The following is a 17,923-nucleotide window of genomic DNA, read 5'->3' as shown; positions in this document are numbered from 1 at the left end:
CATCCCCAGGTCGCACCGAAGGTGCTACCGGCGACCGACGCGCGAACTCCGCCGGGCGACCTAGTGTTGTGTGGTGCGACGGCTGAGCCTCTGGATGCGTGCCCACCCCATGGCGGGTGACACCGTGTTCGCCGTCCTGCTCGGCCTCTTCGACCTGCTGCTGTTCACCGCGGACGGCCTGGACGAGCTCGGGGGGCTGCCGCCCTGGTACGTCGCCGTGCCGGTCGACATCGCGATGGTGCTGCCGCTGGTGTTCCGGCGGAAGTCGCCGCTGTGGTCGGCCTACGTCGTGCTGGTGCTCAGCGTCGTGCACGCGACGCTGGCGCTCGGCATCGCCAGCGTCGCCGGGCTGGCGTTGAGCATCTACTCGGTCGTCGTCTACGCGGGGCGGCGGCAGGGGCTGATCTTCGTCGGCGCGGTCGTGGCCGCGTCGGCGCTGCAACTGGCGCTGGAGCAGACGGACGAGCTCGGCATCTCCGTGCTACTCCTGGCGTTCGGGATCGCCCTGTGCTGGACCCTCGGCGAGTTCGTCGGGGCCCGGCGCGCCTACGACGTGGAAGTGGAGGCCCGGTTGCACCTGCTCGAGACCGAACGGGACCAGGCCGCCCGGATCGCGGTGGCCGAGGAGCGCGGGCGGATCGCGCGCGAGCTGCACGACGTCGTCGCGCACGCGGTGAGCGTCATGGTCGTGCAGGCCGACGGCGCTTCGTACGCGATCCAGAGCAACCCCGAGCTCGCGCAACGGGCCCTGCAAACGATTTCCGAGACCGGCCGAGGCGCCCTCGGCGAACTGCGGCGCCTGCTGGACGTGCTCCGCAGCGACGACGCGGACGGCGAGCCCCGGGTCCCGCAGCCGGACGCGCACGCCCTCGCCGAGCTGGCCGACCGGATGCGCGCCGCCGGGGTGCCGGTGGACCTGGAGCTCGGCGAGCTCGGCGACCTGCCGGCCGGCGTCTCGCTGGGCGTCTACCGGATCGTGCAGGAATCGCTGACCAACACGCTCAAGCACGCCGGGCGCGGCGCGACCGCCGCGGTGCGCGTCCAGCGGACCGGCGACCTGGTGGAGGTGCTGGTGTCCGACGACGGCGCCGGCCGCGTCCCGCAGCTGGTCCCGGCCGGGCGGCGCGACCCCCGGCTGCCGGGCGGCAACGGCTTGATCGGCATGCGCGAACGCGCGCACGTGTACGGCGGGACATTGGACGTGGGCCCGGCTCCGGGCGGAGGGTGGCAGGTCCGCGCGGCCCTGCCGGTTAGGTTGGACAAGTGATCCGGGTGGTGGTCGTCGACGACCAGGAACTGATGCGCGTCGGGTTCCGCATGGTGCTGGGGGCGCAGGCCGACATCGACGTCGTCGGTGAGGCCGGCGACGGCGCGCAGGCCATCAAGATGGCCGAAGAACTGCGTCCCGACGTCGTGCTGATGGACGTGCGGATGCCGGTGCTGGACGGCGTCGAGGCCACCAAGCGCATCGTCGCCGACGGCACCGCGCGCGTGCTGGTGATGACGACGTTCGACCTCGACGAGTACGTCTACGCGGCGCTGCAGGGCGGGGCGAGCGGGTTCCTGCTCAAGGACACCCAGCCCGACCACCTGGTGTCGGCGCTGCGCGCGGTCGCTTCGGGTGACGCGGTGGTGTCGCCGTCGGTGACCCGCCGCCTCCTGGACCGCTTCGTCGGCACCGGCGGCTCCCCGATGCGGGACACCGCCGAGCTGGACGTGCTCACCGACCGCGAACGCGAGGTGCTCGTGCTGATCGCCAAGGGCATGTCGAACCTGGAGATCGCCGACGCGCTGTTCCTGTCCGAGGCCACGGTGAAGACGCACGTCGGGCGGATCCTGGCGAAGCTGGAGCTGCGAGATCGGGTGCAGGCCGTGGTGCTGGCCTACGAAACCGGTCTCGCCCGCCCCGGCATCGCCTGAAATCAGCGGAAGCCGTCCGGCGGGGTGGTCGCCGGGTCCTTGCCCGCGTCGCGGACCTCGGTGATCCAGCGGCCGAAGTCCGGACGGTCGCCGTCGACGTCGGTGTAGCCGTACTCCTTCATCAGCGTCCAGGACGCCAGCGTCCGCCCGGCGAACCGGGCGACCTGCGGGTCCTGCGCCAAGGCCGCGACGCCGCGGGCCAGCAGGTACGGCGTCTCGGAGATCTTGAAGTCGACCGGGGCGAGCTTGCCCACCGCGTCGCGCCAGTTTTCCTCGGTGACCTCGAAGTGGTCGAGCATCGACTCCGAGCGCAGGAACCCCGGGGTGACGGCGAGACCGACGCAGTCGTTCTTCTTCAGCTCGACACCCAGCGCCCGGCCGAGCGCGCGGATGCCGCACTTGGCCAGGTAGTAGGGGAGGCCCGCGCCGACGTAGTCGTCGTTGTCGCCGTCGGTCACCTCCAGCACGAGCCCGCGACGGGCGACCACCAGCGGCAGCAGCTTGTGCAGCGCGATGAGGTGCGTGTCGAGTGCGTTGTGGGTGAGGGTGAGCGCGTCTTCCAGCGGCGTCTCCCAGAACGGCGCGTCGAAGTGGAAGTACATGTCGCCGCCCCAGACGTCGTCGACCAGGATGTCGATTCCGTCCACTTCGGACTCGATGCGCGCCCGAAGTGCGTCCACATCGGACACGGAGGTGAAGTCGCAGCGGACCACGACGGCCTTGCCGCCGGCCGCCTCGACCAGTTCGCCCGTCTCTTCGATCGTCTCCGGGCGCTTCATCGGCGACACCGTTTCGCGCGTCGTACGGCCGGTGACGTACACCGTCGCGCCCGCGCGGCCCAGCTCCACCGCGATCGCCCGCCCGCAGCCCCGGGTCGCCCCGGTCACGACCGCGACCTTGCCCGCCAAACTCAGTGCTGATCCTGATTCGTTCGCAAGCTCACTCATGTCTTCTCCCGTCCCCGCCACGCGGTCAGCACCGCATCGACGTCCTCCGCCAGCCGGTCGGCCAGCCGCCCGTGCGGCCGGATCGACCAGTCGATCGACACCCCGTTGATCACGCCGAGCACCGCCCGCGCCGCCCGCGGCACGGCCGGGGCGTGCGGCAGAGAACCCGCCGCGGCACGCACGAGCCGCCGCAGTTCGTCCTCGACCGCCGTGAAGTGCTCGCCCAGCAGCGACCGCAGCACCGGATCGCCGATGTCCACGCCGAGCTGGCCCAGGTGGTTCGCCGCCTCTTCGGCGTCACCGAGCACCGCGTAGACCGACACCGCCGCGGCGCGCAGGCCGTCGACCGGGTCGTCCGCCCGCTCGGCGCACGCCCGCATGTGCTCGACCGCCCGTCGCGTGGCCCGCCGGCTCATCGCCTGCAGCAGGCCGCTCTTGGAACCGAACCGCTGCGCGACCGTGCCGACCGAGACACCCGCTTCCGCGGCGACCTGCGCGAGCGTGAAACCGGGGCCACAGCGGCCGATCACGGTCTCCGCCGCGCCCAGGAGCCGCTCGTCGGTGATGCTCCTCGGCCGGGCCACGGCATTATTGAACCACAGTTCATTAATGCCGTCGAATCAGGGTCGACTCAGGGTCATCACGGATCGCGCATCGGCCGAAGAGCCAGCAAGGTACTACTCAGGTAGGGGGACCGGTTCGGCCTACAGGGTGACGCGCGAACCATCCCCGACCCGCGACGATGAACGCGTCGTAAGCGAGGGGCGGAAGAGGAGCAGTCATGATCGAGGCAACCGGCCTCACCAAGCGGTACGGAAAGACACTGGCGGTGAACAACCTGTCGTTCTCCGTGGCCGCGGGACAGGTCACCGGCTTCCTCGGTCCGAACGGGGCGGGCAAGTCCACCACCATGCGGATGATCCTGGGCCTGGACAACCCGACGGGCGGCCAGGTCACCATCGGGGGCAAGAAGTACCACGACCTCAAGGAGCCGCTGCGCACCGTCGGCGCGCTGCTCGACGCGAAGTGGGTGCACCCGAACCGTTCGGCGCGCGCCCACCTGCTGTGGATGGCGAAGTCCAACCGCATCCCGGCCACCCGCGTCGACGAGGTGCTCGACACGGTCGGGCTGACCAGCGTCGCGAGCAAGCGCGCGGGCGGGTTCTCGCTCGGCATGTCCCAGCGGCTCGGCATCGCGGCCGCCCTGCTCGGCGACCCCGAGGTGCTGCTCTTCGACGAGCCGGTGAACGGCCTCGACCCCGAGGGCATCCTCTGGATCCGGAAGTTCATGCACCGGCTGGCCGAGGACGGCCGCACGGTGTTCGTGTCCAGCCACCTGCTTTCGGAGATGGCGCTGACCGCGAGCAACCTCGTCGTGATCGGCCGCGGGCAGCTGATTTCGCAGTCGACCACCGAGGAATTCGTCTCCCGCGCCGCGGAAAACACCGTCAAGGTGCGCTCGCCGCAGCTGGCCGAGCTGCGCGAGGTCCTGCAGCGGGCGAGCGCCGGCGTCGCCGACGAGGCGAACGCGCTCGTGGTGTCCGGGATGGACAGCGACAAGATCGGCGAGATCGCCGCCGCCAACCGGATCGTGCTGCACGAGCTGAGCCCGCAGACCGGCTCGCTCGAGCAGGCCTTCATGCAGATCACCGGCGACTCCGTCGAGTACCACACCGGCCTCGACGCCGAGGCGCAGCACGTGCTCGAGTCCGCCAAGTAACCGGGGAAACCAAGATCATGAACCTGCTCGCGGTAGAACGCATCAAGCTGTTCTCGACCCGCTCGCCGTGGTGGTGCGCGCTCATCACCCTGACCCTGGCCATCGGCTTCGCCGCCATCATGGCCGGCGCGACTGAGGCCGACTCGCCGATCACAATGTCCGCCACCCTGTTCGGCGGTACCCAGTTCGGCATCGCCGTCGTCATGGTGCTCGCCGCCCTCGCGGTGACCACCGAATACCGCTTCAACACCATCCGCACGACCTTCCAGGCCGTGCCGCACCGCTCGCCGGCGCTGGTCGCCAAGGCGATCGTCCTCGCCCTGGTGGCGCTGGTCCTCGGCGAGCTCGCCGCGTTCGGTGCCCTCGGCCTCGGCATGCTGATGCGGCCGAACGACGGCCTCGGCCTGCACACTTCGCAGGACTGGATGAACGTCGCCGGGCTCGGCCCGGTGTTCGCGATCAGCGCCGTGCTCGCGGTCGCGCTGGGCATCCTCATCCGGCACAGCGCCGGCGCCATCGCGCTGCTGCTCATCTACTACTTGGCCGTCGAAGAGCTGGTGCAGCTGATCCCGAAGGTCGGGCACCACATCCACGAATGGCTGCCGTTCAACGTGGCGAACAAGTTCCTGCGCGGCTCCGCCGTCGTCGACGGCCCGGCGCCGTCGGACTCGCCGCTGAGCCCCGGCTGGGCGCTGGCGTACTTCGCCGGCATCGCGCTCGTGTTCCTGCTCATTGCGCTCGGGGTCGCGAAGAAGCGGGACGCATAAGGGGGAAAAGGGGAAACAGGGGAAAACACCGGATCCGGGCCGCACTGTCGGGGGGCGACCCGGATCCGGTGTTTCGCAGTAGGCTCGCCTGGACGGACGGGGGAGCCCATGATCGAGGCGACAGCACTGACCAAGCGGTACGGCGCCACGACCGCGGTCAACGAATTGACGTTCACCGCGCGCTCCGGGCGCGTCACCGGCTTCCTCGGCCCGAACGGCGCCGGCAAGTCCACGACGATGCGGCTGGTCCTCGGCCTCGACCGGCCCGACGCGGGCCGGGTGCTCATCGACGGCGTCCCGTACCCGCAGCTGAAAGATCCACTGAGGACGGTCGGCGCGATGCTGGACGCCACCTGGCGCCACCCCGGCCGCAGCGGGCGCGACCACCTGCGCTGGCTGGCCGCGACCAACGGCATCCCGGACAAGCGCGTCGAAGAGGTGCTGGCGCTGGTCGGGCTGACGAGCGTCGGCTCGATGCGCGTCCTGCAGTACTCGCTCGGCATGCAGCAGCGGCTCGGGATCGCCGCCGCCCTGCTCGGCGACCCGCGCGTGCTGCTGTTCGACGAGCCGGTGAACGGCCTCGACCCCGAGGGCATGGCGTGGATCCGGCAGCTGCTGCACTCGCTGGCCGCCGACGGCCGGACCGTGTTCGTGTCCAGCCACCTGCTGCCCGAGATGGCGCAGACCGCGCAGGACCTGGTGGTGATCGGCCGCGGCCGGCTGATCTACCAGGGCACCATGGACGAGTTCATCGCACAGACGAGTGAACACGGCGTGCGCGTGCGCACCCCGCACGCCGACCGGCTGCGGACGGCGCTGACCGGGCAGGCCGAGTTCACCGAAGCCGACGGCGCCTTCGTGGTGTCCGGGGTGGACAGTGACCGGATCGGGCAGCTCGCCTTCGACGCCGGCGCGACGCTGCACGAGCTGAGCCCGATCACCGGCTCGCTCGAGCAGGCCTATCTCGACCTCACCCGCGACGCCGTCGAATTCGCGGTGCCGTCCCCGGAGGCCTCCCGATGATCGCCAACCTGCTCCGCGCCGAGCGCATCAAGCTCTTCAGCACCCGCGCGCCGTGGTGGTGCCTGGCCATCGCGATCATCGCGCCGCTGGCCCTCACCATGGTGATCTTCGCGCTGGCCGGGCCGGAGATCCCGGCGACCGTCGGCAACACCCAGCTGGTGAGCGGCAACGGCCGGACCGTGCTGCTCGTCCTCGCGGTGTTCGCGACCGCGTCGGAGTTCAACTGGGGCACCATGCGGCTGACGTTCCAGGCGGTGCCGAGCCGGGTGCCCGCGCTGCTGGCCAAGGTCGTGGTCGTCGGCGCACTGGGCACGGTGCTCGGGCTGGTCATCAGCTTCGGTTCCTGGGGGCTGGCGTCGCTGGTGCGGCCGGACGCGGACCTCGCGCTGCACACGGGCGCCGACTGGCGCTCGGTCCTCGGCCAGAGCCTGGTCTTCCTGTTCACCGCGGTGGCCGGGGTCGGCGTGGCGCTCCTGCTGCGCAGCGTGGCTTTCGCGCTGACGGTGGTCATCGTGTGGACCCAGGTGCTCGAAGGCCTGTTCGTGTTCATCCCGGGCTTCGGCAAGTACGTCTACCAGTGGATGCCGTTCCACGCCGCCGACGAGTTCGTCGGCGCGAGCGGGCTCACCACGGGGCCGCTGGGGTTGCCGTCCGCGCCGCTCGGCCCGTGGGGCCATCTCGGTTACTTCGCGGCGGTCACCGTTGCCCTGTACGTGGCCGGCGTACTCGTGACGGCACGGCGCGACGCCTGAGCGTGACCGCGGTCTCAATAGCGCACGAAACCTTGTTAACAAAAGGTGAAACAACTGTGGCTTCTCTCACAGCCACCGGACATACTGCTATGACCAGGCAAGATTCATAAGTGAACGCACCGGACCCGTCTGAACTCCCCCTGGAGGTGAATCTTGACGGTGGACACCGGGCAAGAATTGGGCGGCACGATTCCCCGAGCCCGCGTCGAAGGCGACGCTCCCCGGCTCGAACCCATGCTCGACCTCGAATGGTCGCGGGCGATCGAACTCCCGCAGGCCGCGATGACGGCGGCGTCACCGTCCGAACTCCGCCGCGCGTGGGTGCACCGCGCACCCCAGGACAGTGTCCTGGCCCTGTTCCGCGCTTCGGCCGGGATGGCGGGCCAGATCCCCGCGCCGTGGTGGCTGCGCGCGATGGCGGACGGCAAGCTCGATTCCCGGGAACAGGGTTTCCGCGTCGAAGACCGGATCGCGCAACTGCTCGGCCCGCGTCCGGGGTGGGAATTCGTCCCGTGGGCCGCGGACGGTGAATCCGGCTACTGGGAGTTCATGCCGTCCGAACGCGGGAAATCGGGGCACGCGATTCCCACCACGGTGATGAACACCGACCGGCACCCGGGCTGGATCGACGTCCTGCCCGCGCACACCGGGCGCACGCCGGACCCGATACCGGTGGCCGGGCTGGCGGGCCTGCGATCTCGTCTCGGGGTGTTCGAAGCCGTTCGTTAACCTCCACGAGTGGAGAACGAGCACCAACCCCGGCTGCGCAGCGTGGTCAGTTACGTCAAGCGCGGCGGCCGGATGACCGTCGGGCAGCAACGCGCTTGGGACGAACTGTGGCCTGAGCTGGGCCGCACGGTGAGCGAGCTGCCCGCCGGACCGCTGGACTTCACCGCGTGGTTCGGCCGCGAGGCGCCGGTGATGCTGGAGATCGGCTCCGGCATGGGCGAGACGACGTCGCAGCTGGCCGCCGCGGCGCCGGAGCTCAACTACGTCGCGGCCGAGGTCTACGACCCGGGCCTCGGCCAGCTGATGCTGCGCGCCGAAAAGCTCGGCGTCGAAAACCTGCGGCTGCTGCACGGCGACGCCGTCGTGCTGCTGACCGAGCACGTCGAGCCGGAGACACTGCATGGTGTGCGGCTGTTCTTCCCCGACCCGTGGCCGAAGAAGAAGCACCACAAGCGGCGGATCGTGCAGCCGTCGTTCGCCGCGCTCGTCGCGTCGCGGCTCGCGCCCGGCGGCACCTTCCACCTGGCGACCGACTGGGAGAACTACGCCGAGCAGATGCTCGAGGTCTGCTCCGCCGAGCCCGCGCTGCGCAACCGGTACGCCGACGAGCCGGGCGGCTGGGCGCCGCGGCCGGAGTGGCGGCCGGTGACGAAGTTCGAGCAGCGCGCGGACGTCGAAGGCCGCGTCTCGCACGACCTGATCTTCGAAAAGCGCTGAGCCAAGAAAGGCTGAAGGGGACTCTCCCCGGATCCCCTGCGGAGAAAGTCCCCTTCAGCTCACTACCCCCGGTATCCGCCCCGGCCCCGACTCCGGGAGCGGACGCCTATTCCTCGGCCAGCGGCTCGGCCTGGACCCGCTTGAGCGCGGGCGTGCAGACCGAAGCGCCGAGCAGGGCCACCCCGACCCCGAGCACGACCGGCGCGAGCAGCCACGGGCTGAGCACGATGCCGCGCTCGTCGACCATGCTGTAGAGCCCAACACCGACCAGTACCCCGACGATTCCCGCGCCGATGGTGGCGACCAGCGCCGGCAGCGCGGCTTCCATCCGCAACGCCCTCGCCAGCACCCGCACCGGCGTGCCCGCGGCCATCAGCGCACCGAACGTGCGGCGGCGGTCCATCACCGAACCCGCGGTCGCGACCGCGGCACTGCAGCCGGCCAGGATCCCCGCCGCGATCAGCCCGATCACGGTGACCCGGCGCAGGTCGCCGAGTTCGGTCTGCTGGTTGAACAGGTACTGGTCGCGGCTGCCGATTTCTTCGCCCGCGGCCGGCGCGGCCAGTGCCGTCCGGACGATCTCGCGGTTCGCGTCGGTGGTCGGCGCGACCACGGTGACGTACTTCGGCGTGAAGCCGTCCGGCAGGGCGGCCGGGTCGATGATCGACGTGCTCGACAGGTCCGGGTCGGGAACGTGGACGGCTTCCGCCCGGGTCCCCGATTTCACGGCCGAGGCCGGCCCTTCCCAGTTGTCGGCGATCTTGTACTGGGCCAGGTCGAGCGCCGAGTCGCCGAAGACGGCCGGGCCGCCCGTGCAGTTCTCCGGCTTGAGGCCGAAGCGGGTCAGCTTGACGGCGTCGGCGCAGGTCATCACCAGGGCGCGGTGGCCGTACCGGTTGGGTGCCTGCCCCTTCACCAGGTAGACCTCGCCGACCGCGACCGCCTTCTCCGGCTGGCCGTACTTCTGCAAGGACGCGTTGGCCTGGTCGACGATGGTGCGCGCGTGCCGGCCGTCGGTGTCGACGTAGAGCACGGAGTCGGCGAACGACCGCCCGCCGCCGGCCATCGATTCGAACGTCGGCAGCAGCGTCAGCGCCATCGACCCGGCGAACACCGCCAGCACGATCCCGGCGGACGCGCGATAGGCGCCCTTCGGGTCGTCACGCAGGCGACGGCCGGCGAGCAGCGCGGACGGGCGCCGCCAGATCCGGACGAACGTGCCGCCGACCGCCGACGTCACCCACGGCCCGACGATCGCGGCCGAGCCGACCAGGAAGAACAGGCCCGCCATCACCATCCCGATGCCGCCGTACTCCTTCGCCGTCGTCACCGCGACCAGGAAGAACACCCCGGCCGCGGGCAGCGCCAGCAGCCGCCACCAGTGCAGCGGCTTCTTCGAGTGGCCGCCGGTGGCGAACAGCGGGTTCTTGAGGACCCGGCGCAGGCCGAGGATACCGGCCAGCACCACGAGCACCGGGATGGCCAGGGCGATGAACACCGTCAGCCCGACCGGCAGCGCGAAGTCGGAGGCCAGCCAGGTGCCGCCGGCCCACGGGACGAACGACGCGAGGCCGTGCAGCGCCGGGCTGATCAGCAGCCCGAGCAGCGCACCGATGCCCGCGGACAACGTCGTCTCGGCGGCCACCATGTTCGTGACCTGTCCCGGAGTCGCCCCGGCCAGCCGGATCGCGGCGAGCCGCCGTTCCCGCCGGGCCGCGGTCAGCCGCGCCGACGACGCGACCAGCACCAGGCTCGGCACCAGCAGCACGATGATCCCGACCCAGGACAGCAGCATGAGCAGCGGGTCCGGGCTCGCCTTGCCGCTGGGGAAATCCGCCAGCGGGTAGGCGTTCTCCGGCATCGCGTCCGGCGTGTGCCCGACCAGCGCGACGAGCTGTTCCGGGAAGCGGAGGGCGCCCTCGCCGAGGGCACCGACGGGCTTGCCGAACCGGTCCCCGAGCTGCGCGGCCGGGTTGGCCTGCAGGAGCCGGCCGAGCGCGGGGGACACGACGGTCTCGCCCGGCCCCGGCAGCTGCGGCACGCCCGGCGGCAGGGCGATCGGCCCCGCACCGGCGACCGGCGCGATGTCGACGCGGACGATCTGCTGCCCGTCGAAATAGTCCGAGGCGGAGTTGAACAGCAACTTCTGCGGGCCGTCGAGCTGGAAGCCGACGTGGTGTTCGCCCTGCCAGAGGGCGCGCTGCTCGCGGTTCTGGGTGGCGAACGGCAGCGTCGCCAGCAGCAGCACCAGCCCGGTCGCGACGGCCACCCCGATCGCGGTGAGGATCGCCGACGTCCGGGTCCGCCGGTCCACCTTCAGCACCCGCAGGGCGATCTGGAGGGAGTTCACGCCGCCAGCCTCGTCGCGATCAGGCCGTCGCGGATGGCGACGGTCTTCGGCATCGACTCGGCCAGCTCGCGGTCGTGCGTCACCACGAGCACCGCGGCGCCGGTCTCGTGGGCGGCGCCGAGGAGGGCGTCCATCGTCTCGCGGCCGGTGCGCGTGTCGAGTGCGCCGGTCGGCTCGTCGGCGAAGATCACCTTCGGCCGGTGGGTCAGCGCCCGCGCGATCGCGACGCGCTGGGCCTCGCCGCCGGAGAGCTCGCCGGGACGGCGGCGCTCCTTGCCGACCAGGCCGAGGCGCGAAAGCCAGAGGCGGCCGGCGTCGATGGCCTCCTTGCGCCCGAGCCCCGCCAGCAGCGACGGCAGGGCGACGTTCTCTTCGGCCGACAGCTCGGCGACCAGCATCCCCGACTGGAAGACGAACCCGAACTCGGTGCGCCGCAGCTCGCTGCGCTTCTTCTCGCCGAGGTGGTCGATCCGCTGCCCGCCCAGGAAGATCTGCCCGTCGTCGGCCCGGAGGATGCCGGCCAGGACGTGCAGCAGCGACGTCTTGCCCGAGCCGGACGGCCCGACGATGGCGACGGCGTCCCGCGGCTGGATGTCGATGTCGATGCCGGCCAGGGCGTGCTGAGTGCCGTAGCGCTTCACCAGCCCGCGGCCGGACAGCACCGGGCCGCTCGTCGCGTGTGGAGTGTTCGGGTCCACGAGGTTCTCCCTGCCGTTTCGGATCTTGACGCCGATGAGCTTCGCCGAGATCGGGGGCGCCCACTTCGGGCAGACGGCCAGTCACGCCCCGGCCCGCCTCGGCCGATCGGCCGAGGGAGTGCGGGCCACTCGGCCAAGGTGCGTGCGCCGGGGCATCACGTAACGTCACATCGTGCCCGCCGCGCCCCTGCCGAAAACGCTCTCCACCCGCGCCACCGCCCTGGTGCGGCGGATCGGCGTGCCCTCGGCCGTCCTGCTCGCCGCGCTGCTGTTCGACGTCATCTTCACGACGCAGGCGGCGCTCGACGAGCACGGCCCGCACTTCGTCGACTTCGGCCTGCTGCCCGGCATCTTCGCGATGGTCGCGTGCGGGCTCTGGGCCCAGAAGCGGGCCGCCGTCGCCGGGGTGGCCGGCGGCGGGGTGCTGATCTTTTCCACCCTCTTCATCCACGCGTTCCACATCCCGCCGTACTCCAGCGTGCTGCCGAAGGTGACCATCACCGAGGTCGTGGCCGGGGTGCTGATGGTCTACTACGTGGCCCGCCGGGCGCGGGCGGGCGTGGCGTTCTGCGTGGTCGGCTTCCTGGTCGTCGCGGGTCTCGTGGCCGTCTTCGGCCGGTACGCGGGCGTCGGTGAAATCGACGGTGGCACCGGCACCCAGGCGCTGCTGTTCGGCCTGCTGCTGCTCGTCGGCCCGCTGGTGCCCGCCGTCGCGGCCCGCGACCGCGGCCCGCGCGCCGATCCGCGGACGCGGCGGCTGCGCCGGGTGAACGAGCTGGCGATGGGGCAGTGGCCGCTGATGGGGCTGCTCGCCTTCGCCCTGCTCTTCGAGTTCGGCTACACGTACTCGAACACCGCCCGCGGCTTCCCGATCCTGTTCTGCTCGATCCTCGCGGCCGTGATCGCGGTGCTGTCCCCGCGGCGGCCCGCGGACGCGGTCCTCGGCCTCGCCGGGATCATGCTGCTGTCGGCGGTCATCACGCCGTTCCTGCAGCTGCACTCCTACGACTACCCGGTTCCGGGCGGTGTGCCGGCCACGCAGGTCATCGCGGGCATGGGCGTGGTGGTGAACCTGACCCGGGCCCGCGGGCTGGGCCAGTCCTGGGCCCGGGTCGCCGTGCTGTCGAGCGTCGTCGCGCTCGCGGCGATCCTCAACTCCGACGCGCGACGGGGCCTGCAGACCGATCCGCAGACCCTGTCGGTGCTGGCCTTCGCCGCGACGCTGATGCTGGGCATCTCGATCGCCGTCGGCCTGATGCTGCGGTCGCGGGACTCCGAGCGCACCCAGATCGTGCAGGCCGCGGTGAGCGACGCGCAGACGGCCGAGCGGATGGCGCTGGCCCGTGAGCTGCACGACGTCGTCGCCCACCACGTCACCGGGATCGTCGTGCAGGCGCAGGCCGCGCGGATGATGGCCGCGCAGAAGCCCGAGGTCGCGGTCGAGGCGATGGCCCGGATCGAGAACGCCGGCGTCGAAGCGCTCGCGGCGATGCGGCGGCTGGTCCGCTCGATGCGGGGCGACGCGCCGGCCGGGTCGAGCGAGTTCAGCGAGCAGGCCACCACCGACCTCGGCGCCGACCTGCGGAAACTGGTCGAAACCGCCAACCACGGCGTGCCGACGTCGATGCACCTGGACCTGCCGCCGGATCTGCCGCACGAGGTCGGCCGCTCGGCGCTGCGGCTGGTCCAGGAGTCGCTGACGAACGTCGGCAAGCACGCCTCGGGCGCGACCGAGGCGCTCGTCGTCGCCGAGGTGGTGGGCGCCCAGCTGCACCTGCGGGTGACGGACGACGGGCGCGCGACGGCACACCGACCGGCCGGCGGGTCGGGCGGCTACGGTCTGGTCGGCATGCGCGAACGCGTCGCGCTGCTCAAGGGCCGGTTGTCGGCCGGGCGGGGCCCGGACGGCGGCTGGCGCGTCGAAGCTTGGCTGCCGCTGGCGGCCGGAGAAGACACGGAAGGGGACGAGTGATCCGGGTACTGATCGCCGACGACCAGGAGATGGTGCGGATGGGCTTCCGCATGATCCTGGACGCGCAGGACGACATCGAGGTCGTCGCCGACGTCGCGGACGGCGTCTCGGCGGTCTCGAAGGCCCGCGAACTGCGCCCCGACGTCTGCCTGCTCGACATCCGCATGCCGGGCCTCGACGGCCTGGAGGTGGCCCGGCAGCTGGCCGGGCCGGACGTGACCGACCCGCTGAAGGTGGTCGTCGTCACGACGTTCGACCTCGACGAGTACGTGCACACGGCGCTGCGCAACGGCGCGCACGGCTTCCTCCTGAAGGATGCGGGCCCGGCGCTGCTGATCGAAGCGGTCCGGGCGGCCGACCGCGGCGACGCGCTGGTCTCGCCGCAGATCACCGTGCGGCTGCTGAAGCACTTCAACGGATCCAGCTCGGCGAAGCGGCAGGTCGCGCCCCCGTCCGAGCCGCTGACCGCCCGGGAACTGGACGTCGTCAAGGCGGCCGCGCGCGGGTTGACGAACACCGAAATCGGCGCGGAGCTGTTCATGTCGCTGTCGACGGTGAAGACGCACCTGGCGTCGGTGCAGAGCAAGATCGGCGCGCGGAACCGGGTGGAGACCGCGGCCTGGGCGTGGCGGAGCGGAGTCGTCTCGTAATTCCCGGTGCGTAGTATCCAGAGATGCAACGCCGTTTCCACGCCCCTGTCGTTCTCCCGGCCGACCCGTCCTGTTCGCTTCTCCGTGACGCGGTCGTCGATGTCGACGCCGATGGGCGCATTTCCTACTGCGGACCGGCGGCCACCGCCCCCGAATCCGCCGCACCGGTCACCACCCTGACCGGCATCCTGCTGCCCGGCTTGGTCAACACGCACGCACACAGCCCGATGACGCTGCTGCGCGGCATGGGCGGCGACCTGCCGCTGCTGCCCTGGCTGAACGAGATCATCTGGCCGGCCGAGGCGAAGCTGCGCCCCGAGGACGTCCGCACCGGCATGCTGCTCGGCTCGGTCGAGATGCTCCGCCACGGCGTCACGACCAGTGCCGAGATGTACTTCGAAGGCGAGCAGCTGGTCGACGCGGTCCTCACGACGGGCGGCCGCGTGCTGGTCGCGCCGCCGGTGATGGAGCTGCCCGGGCTCGACTGGCGCGCCCAGCTGGCCGGCATCGAGCGCTGGATCGACACGGACGGCCTCCGCTTCGGCCACGGCGACCGCATCGAGCTGGGCTACGGCCCGCACTCGGCGTACATGCTGTCCGCGGAAGGCCTGCGGGCGACCGCGGAGTCCGCTGCTTCGCGCGGTGCGCTGGTGCAGATCCACGTCGCCGAGGCGGCGGCGGAGGACACCGCGGTGCGTGCTTCGCACGGTTCGGTGCCGGCGCTGCTGCGCGAGCTGGGCATGCTGGACGGCCGGGTGCTGGCGGCGCACTCGATCCACCTCTCGGACGAGGACATCGCGTTGTTCGCCGCGCACGGGGTCGGCATGGCGCACTGCCCGGGCTCGAACGCGAAGCTGGCTTCGGGCATCGCGCGGATCGCGGACCTGCGCGCGGCGGGGGTCGCGGTCGGCCTGGGCACCGACGGCCCGGCCTCCAACGACGACCTCGACCTGTGGGAAGAACTGCAGCTCGCGGCCATGTTCGCCCGGCTGGCCACGGGCGACTCGACGGTGCTGACGGCGGCGGACGTCTTCCTGCTGGCCACCCGCGGCGGGGCGGCGGCGCTGGGCCGGCCCGACATCGGGGCGCTCGAGGAGGGCCGGTGGGCCGACCTGGTGCACATCGACCTGGACGACCCGGCGTTCGCGTGCGGCCTGGAGGTCCCGGACGCGCAGCTGCTGTCGAACCTCGTCTGGGCGGCCGGTTCGCGGCGGGTCCGGGACGTCTGGGTCGCGGGTGAGCAGGTCGTGGCCGAGGGCGAGCCGGTGCAGGTGGACCGGGCGAAGGTGCAGGCCGGCGTGGCCGAGACGGCGGCCCGGCTGCGGGCTTAACGCGGGCGGAGGATCACTTCCGTCGGGTGGGCGTCCGGGGTGGCCGACACCGCGGTCACCACCGCAGTCGCCACCGAGTCCGCCTTCAGCAGGTGCGAAGTGTCGTACTCGCGGCCTTCACCCGCGAAGATCGCCTGCTGCATCTCCGTGTCCGTGCGGCCCGGGTAGACCGACGTCACGCGGATTTCGCGTTCCTCCTCGCGGAGGGCGTCGGCGAAGGCGCGGACCGCGAACTTGCTCGCCGCGTACGGGGACCAGCCCGGGCGGGCGTTCAGGCCCGCGCCCGAGTTGATCACCACCACGTGGCCGCGGGCCGCGCGCAGGGCGGGGAGCAGCAGGCGGGTCAGCTCGACCACCGCCAAGGTGTTGATCTCGAAGTTGTCGCGCCACGCGTCGGCCGAAGCCTCCTCGATGCGGCCGAGCCGGGCGACCCCCGCCGAGTGGACCAGGACGTCGAGGGACGAGATGTCCGCGACCGCCGAAGCGAGCGAAGCGGGATCCGTCAGCTCCACCGGCCACGGCGTCGCGCCCGGGAGCTCCTTCGCCAGGGCGGCCAGCGCGCCGGCGTCGCGGCCGCCGAGGAGCAGGCGGTGCGTCGGGGCCAGCTGGTGGGCGACCGCCGCACCGATTCCGCGGGAAGCGCCGGTCACCAGGGCGAGGGGAAGATCCGTCATGCCTCCACCGTAGCTACGCGAAGCCCACGTCCACCGTGCGGTCTTCGCGCTTGCCGGGGCCGAGGGGGTGCGGGTCCGCGCAGCCGGACGCCGGGTCCGCGTCGGAGTCACGGGCGTCGTCACCGGTGTCCTTGACCGTCGGGTGGTGGCCGTCGGCGGTGAAGCACAGCTGGTACGTGCCGTCCTCCAGGCCGTCGAAGCCGTACGCCCCGTCGGGACCGGTGACCACGCTCGCCACTTCCTTGCCGCTCGCGTCCTTCAGCACCACCTTGACCCCGGCGAGGCCCGGTTCGCCGGCGTCCTGCAGGCCGTTGCCGTCCGAGTCGGCCCAGGTGAAGTCGCCGATCCGGTTCACCGGGGAGAGCAGTCCGAGGTCGGCCGCGAAGTCTTCGTGGGACGGCCCACCCACGGTGCGCGGCGCGGTGCAGCCGTCCGGGCCGGCGTCCGAATCGCGATCGTCGCTGCCGGCATCGCGGCGGGTCACGGTGAAGTCCGCGGGGACGGCGAAGCAGACCTGGTACGTGCCGTCCTTCAGCTTCTCGAAGCCGTACTTGCCCTTGTCGTCGGTCGTCGCGGTGCCGACCGTGCCGCCGGCGCCGTCCTTCAGCGTCACCTTGACGCCCGCGACGCCGGGCTCGGCCGGGTCCTGCAGGCCGTCGCGGTTGCGGTCCGCCCAGACGAAGTCGCCGATCTTCGCGATGGCCGGCGGCGGCAGCACCGTGATCGTCGCCGACGCCGTCTTGTCGCCGAGCGTGCCGCCCGGGTGGTGCACGCCGGTCACCTTGGCCGTGTTCACGTGCCCGCTGTCGGCCACCGTGAGGTCCGGGTGGTCGCAGGTCAGCTGCCGGTTCGCGCCCGCGGCCAGCGCGAACGGCTCGAACGTCCCGGGGCACCACGGGTCCTGCACCGTGATCCCGGTGAGGTCCTCGGTGCCGTCGTTGGTCACGGTGATGCGGTAGTGCGCGGTTTCGCCCGCGGTGACCGTCGCGAAGGAGGCCCACGCGCCGGTCGCCGGGTTCTGCACTTCCTTCTTCACCGAGTACGCCGCGAGCCGGAGGTCGACGCAGTCCCAGTGCAGCCGGTCGAGGGTGGTCGTGGCGAAGAACTTCACCGCGGCCGCTTTCGCCGGCGCCGTCGCCGCCGGGAAGTCCTGCCGGTCGAGGGCGCCGTCGCCGGCGAAGTGGTCGGCGACGAGCTTGGTCTCCTGGATCTGCGTGCCGGTGGCGTCGTAGAACCGCAGGCCGGTGGCCGGTTCGTACCTCGGCGCGCGCGAAGCGGTCCAGACGCTGAGGGTGTAGACGCCGCCGGGGACGAACCGCTCGGTCTGGTAGGCGGTGCTGGTCTTGCCGTCGGGCGTCTGGACGACCGCCGCCCGCTGGCCGTCGACGGCGTACTCCCGCTCGGTCAGCAGCTTCGGCACCTTCGCGGCCGGTGTGCCGGGCGGGACCGGGGCGGCCGGGGCGAACACGTACCCGTCCGGGGCGCCGTTGCGGGCCGCGAGCTCGACGCTCGGGTTCGCCGCGAGCCCGCCGCAGACCGGCGGCGCGTCCGCGGCGGTGGACGTGGACGCGGGCACGACCGCCGCCGCCGCGATCGCCACCACCGCCACCGCCACCGTGCGCCGCGAGAAGATCACCTCTCGACTATGGCGCGCGGGACGGGCCCGCACCGGC

At 71.8% G+C, this 17,923-nt stretch carries 17 protein-coding genes; 11 read left to right on the top strand and 6 right to left on the bottom strand.

Translation table 11 applies throughout. From position 1 onward, the window contains the following. Window positions 1-109 precede the first annotated feature (109 nt). Together AB0M30_RS02105 and AB0M30_RS02100 are read left to right on the top strand one after the other, a co-directional pair. The gene (locus AB0M30_RS02105; protein ID WP_103340357.1) at window positions 110-1,267 is read left to right on the top strand and encodes a sensor histidine kinase; all 1,158 of its coding nucleotides are present in this window, start codon (window positions 110-112) and stop codon (window positions 1,265-1,267) included. Further along, window positions 1,264-1,920 carry a response regulator transcription factor gene (locus AB0M30_RS02100; protein WP_103340356.1) on the top strand — a complete coding sequence of 219 codons (657 nt, stop codon included), beginning with the start codon at window positions 1,264-1,266 and terminating at the stop codon, window positions 1,918-1,920. Before AB0M30_RS02105 ends, AB0M30_RS02100 begins: the two co-directional genes overlap by 4 nt. Before the next feature lie 2 nt (window positions 1,921-1,922). Here AB0M30_RS02100 and AB0M30_RS02095 read toward each other — a convergent pair whose 3' ends face one another. Beyond that, a complete protein-coding gene (locus AB0M30_RS02095) occupies window positions 1,923-2,867 on the bottom strand; it encodes an SDR family NAD(P)-dependent oxidoreductase (RefSeq protein ID WP_364578715.1) in 945 nt (314 codons plus the stop codon). Next, window positions 2,864-3,451, bottom strand: coding sequence for a TetR/AcrR family transcriptional regulator (locus tag AB0M30_RS02090; RefSeq protein ID WP_364578713.1), 588 nt, complete (start codon window positions 3,449-3,451; stop codon window positions 2,864-2,866). Before AB0M30_RS02090 ends, AB0M30_RS02095 begins: the two co-directional genes overlap by 4 nt. A 197-nt stretch (window positions 3,452-3,648) precedes the next feature. Here AB0M30_RS02090 and AB0M30_RS02085 point away from each other — a divergent pair, with 197 nt between their 5' ends. From AB0M30_RS02085 to trmB, 6 genes are all read left to right on the top strand, one after another. Beyond that, window positions 3,649-4,587, top strand: coding sequence for an ABC transporter ATP-binding protein (locus AB0M30_RS02085; protein ID WP_364578711.1), 939 nt, complete (start codon window positions 3,649-3,651; stop codon window positions 4,585-4,587). A gap of 17 nt (window positions 4,588-4,604) precedes the next feature. Then, window positions 4,605-5,354, top strand: a complete 750-nt coding sequence (locus AB0M30_RS02080) for an ABC transporter permease (RefSeq protein ID WP_364578708.1) — start codon at window positions 4,605-4,607, stop codon at window positions 5,352-5,354. A 108-nt stretch (window positions 5,355-5,462) separates the two neighbouring features. Continuing rightward, on the top strand, window positions 5,463-6,377 hold the full coding sequence (locus AB0M30_RS02075) for an ATP-binding cassette domain-containing protein (protein WP_364578705.1): 915 nt from the start codon (window positions 5,463-5,465) through the stop codon (window positions 6,375-6,377). After that, the gene (locus tag AB0M30_RS02070) at window positions 6,374-7,129 is read left to right on the top strand and encodes a hypothetical protein (RefSeq protein ID WP_364578702.1); all 756 of its coding nucleotides are present in this window, start codon (window positions 6,374-6,376) and stop codon (window positions 7,127-7,129) included. The genes AB0M30_RS02075 and AB0M30_RS02070 overlap by 4 nt, the downstream gene beginning before the upstream one ends. A gap of 159 nt (window positions 7,130-7,288) precedes the next feature. Further along, the gene (locus AB0M30_RS02065; RefSeq protein ID WP_364578699.1) at window positions 7,289-7,858 is read left to right on the top strand and encodes a hypothetical protein; all 570 of its coding nucleotides are present in this window, start codon (window positions 7,289-7,291) and stop codon (window positions 7,856-7,858) included. A 9-nt stretch (window positions 7,859-7,867) separates the two neighbouring features. After that, window positions 7,868-8,575, top strand: a complete 708-nt coding sequence (trmB, locus tag AB0M30_RS02060) for a tRNA (guanosine(46)-N7)-methyltransferase TrmB (RefSeq protein WP_364578697.1) — start codon at window positions 7,868-7,870, stop codon at window positions 8,573-8,575. A 106-nt stretch (window positions 8,576-8,681) separates the two neighbouring features. Here the strand turns inward: trmB and AB0M30_RS02055 are convergent, their stop codons facing one another. Both AB0M30_RS02055 and AB0M30_RS02050 read right to left on the bottom strand, forming a co-directional pair. Next, the gene (locus AB0M30_RS02055; protein ID WP_364578695.1) at window positions 8,682-10,925 is read right to left on the bottom strand and encodes an ABC transporter permease; all 2,244 of its coding nucleotides are present in this window, start codon (window positions 10,923-10,925) and stop codon (window positions 8,682-8,684) included. Beyond that, window positions 10,922-11,623: an ABC transporter ATP-binding protein gene (locus tag AB0M30_RS02050; RefSeq protein WP_364578693.1), complete on the bottom strand. Its 702-nt coding sequence runs from the start codon at window positions 11,621-11,623 to the stop codon at window positions 10,922-10,924. The genes AB0M30_RS02055 and AB0M30_RS02050 overlap by 4 nt, the downstream gene beginning before the upstream one ends. A 172-nt stretch (window positions 11,624-11,795) precedes the next feature. Here AB0M30_RS02050 and AB0M30_RS02045 point away from each other — a divergent pair, with 172 nt between their 5' ends. The 3 genes from AB0M30_RS02045 to AB0M30_RS02035 are packed head-to-tail and all read left to right on the top strand — an operon-like array spanning window position 11,796 to window position 15,576. After that, a complete protein-coding gene (locus tag AB0M30_RS02045) occupies window positions 11,796-13,595 on the top strand; it encodes a histidine kinase (RefSeq protein WP_364578690.1) in 1,800 nt (599 codons plus the stop codon). After that, complete coding sequence (locus tag AB0M30_RS02040; RefSeq protein WP_364578687.1) at window positions 13,592-14,245, top strand: response regulator transcription factor; 654 nt, start codon at window positions 13,592-13,594, stop codon at window positions 14,243-14,245. Before AB0M30_RS02045 ends, AB0M30_RS02040 begins: the two co-directional genes overlap by 4 nt. Window positions 14,246-14,268: 23 nt before the next feature. Then, window positions 14,269-15,576, top strand: coding sequence for an amidohydrolase (locus AB0M30_RS02035; RefSeq protein WP_364578684.1), 1,308 nt, complete (start codon window positions 14,269-14,271; stop codon window positions 15,574-15,576). On the opposite strand, the gene AB0M30_RS02030 is transcribed toward AB0M30_RS02035, so the two are convergent. After that, the gene (locus AB0M30_RS02030; protein ID WP_364578681.1) at window positions 15,573-16,250 is read right to left on the bottom strand and encodes an SDR family oxidoreductase; all 678 of its coding nucleotides are present in this window, start codon (window positions 16,248-16,250) and stop codon (window positions 15,573-15,575) included. The two genes, AB0M30_RS02035 and AB0M30_RS02030, sit on opposite strands and share 4 nt — an antisense overlap. A 13-nt stretch (window positions 16,251-16,263) precedes the next feature. Next, on the bottom strand, window positions 16,264-17,886 hold the full coding sequence (locus tag AB0M30_RS02025; protein WP_364578678.1) for an SdrD B-like domain-containing protein: 1,623 nt from the start codon (window positions 17,884-17,886) through the stop codon (window positions 16,264-16,266). Window positions 17,887-17,923 lie beyond the last annotated feature (37 nt).

Source organism: Amycolatopsis sp. NPDC051716 (assembly GCF_040681595.1).
In the GTDB taxonomy this organism is placed as follows: Bacteria; Actinomycetota; Actinomycetes; order Mycobacteriales; family Pseudonocardiaceae; genus Amycolatopsis.
Note: the sequence above shows the minus strand (reverse complement) of the source record. Positions and strands in the feature narration are given on the sequence as shown.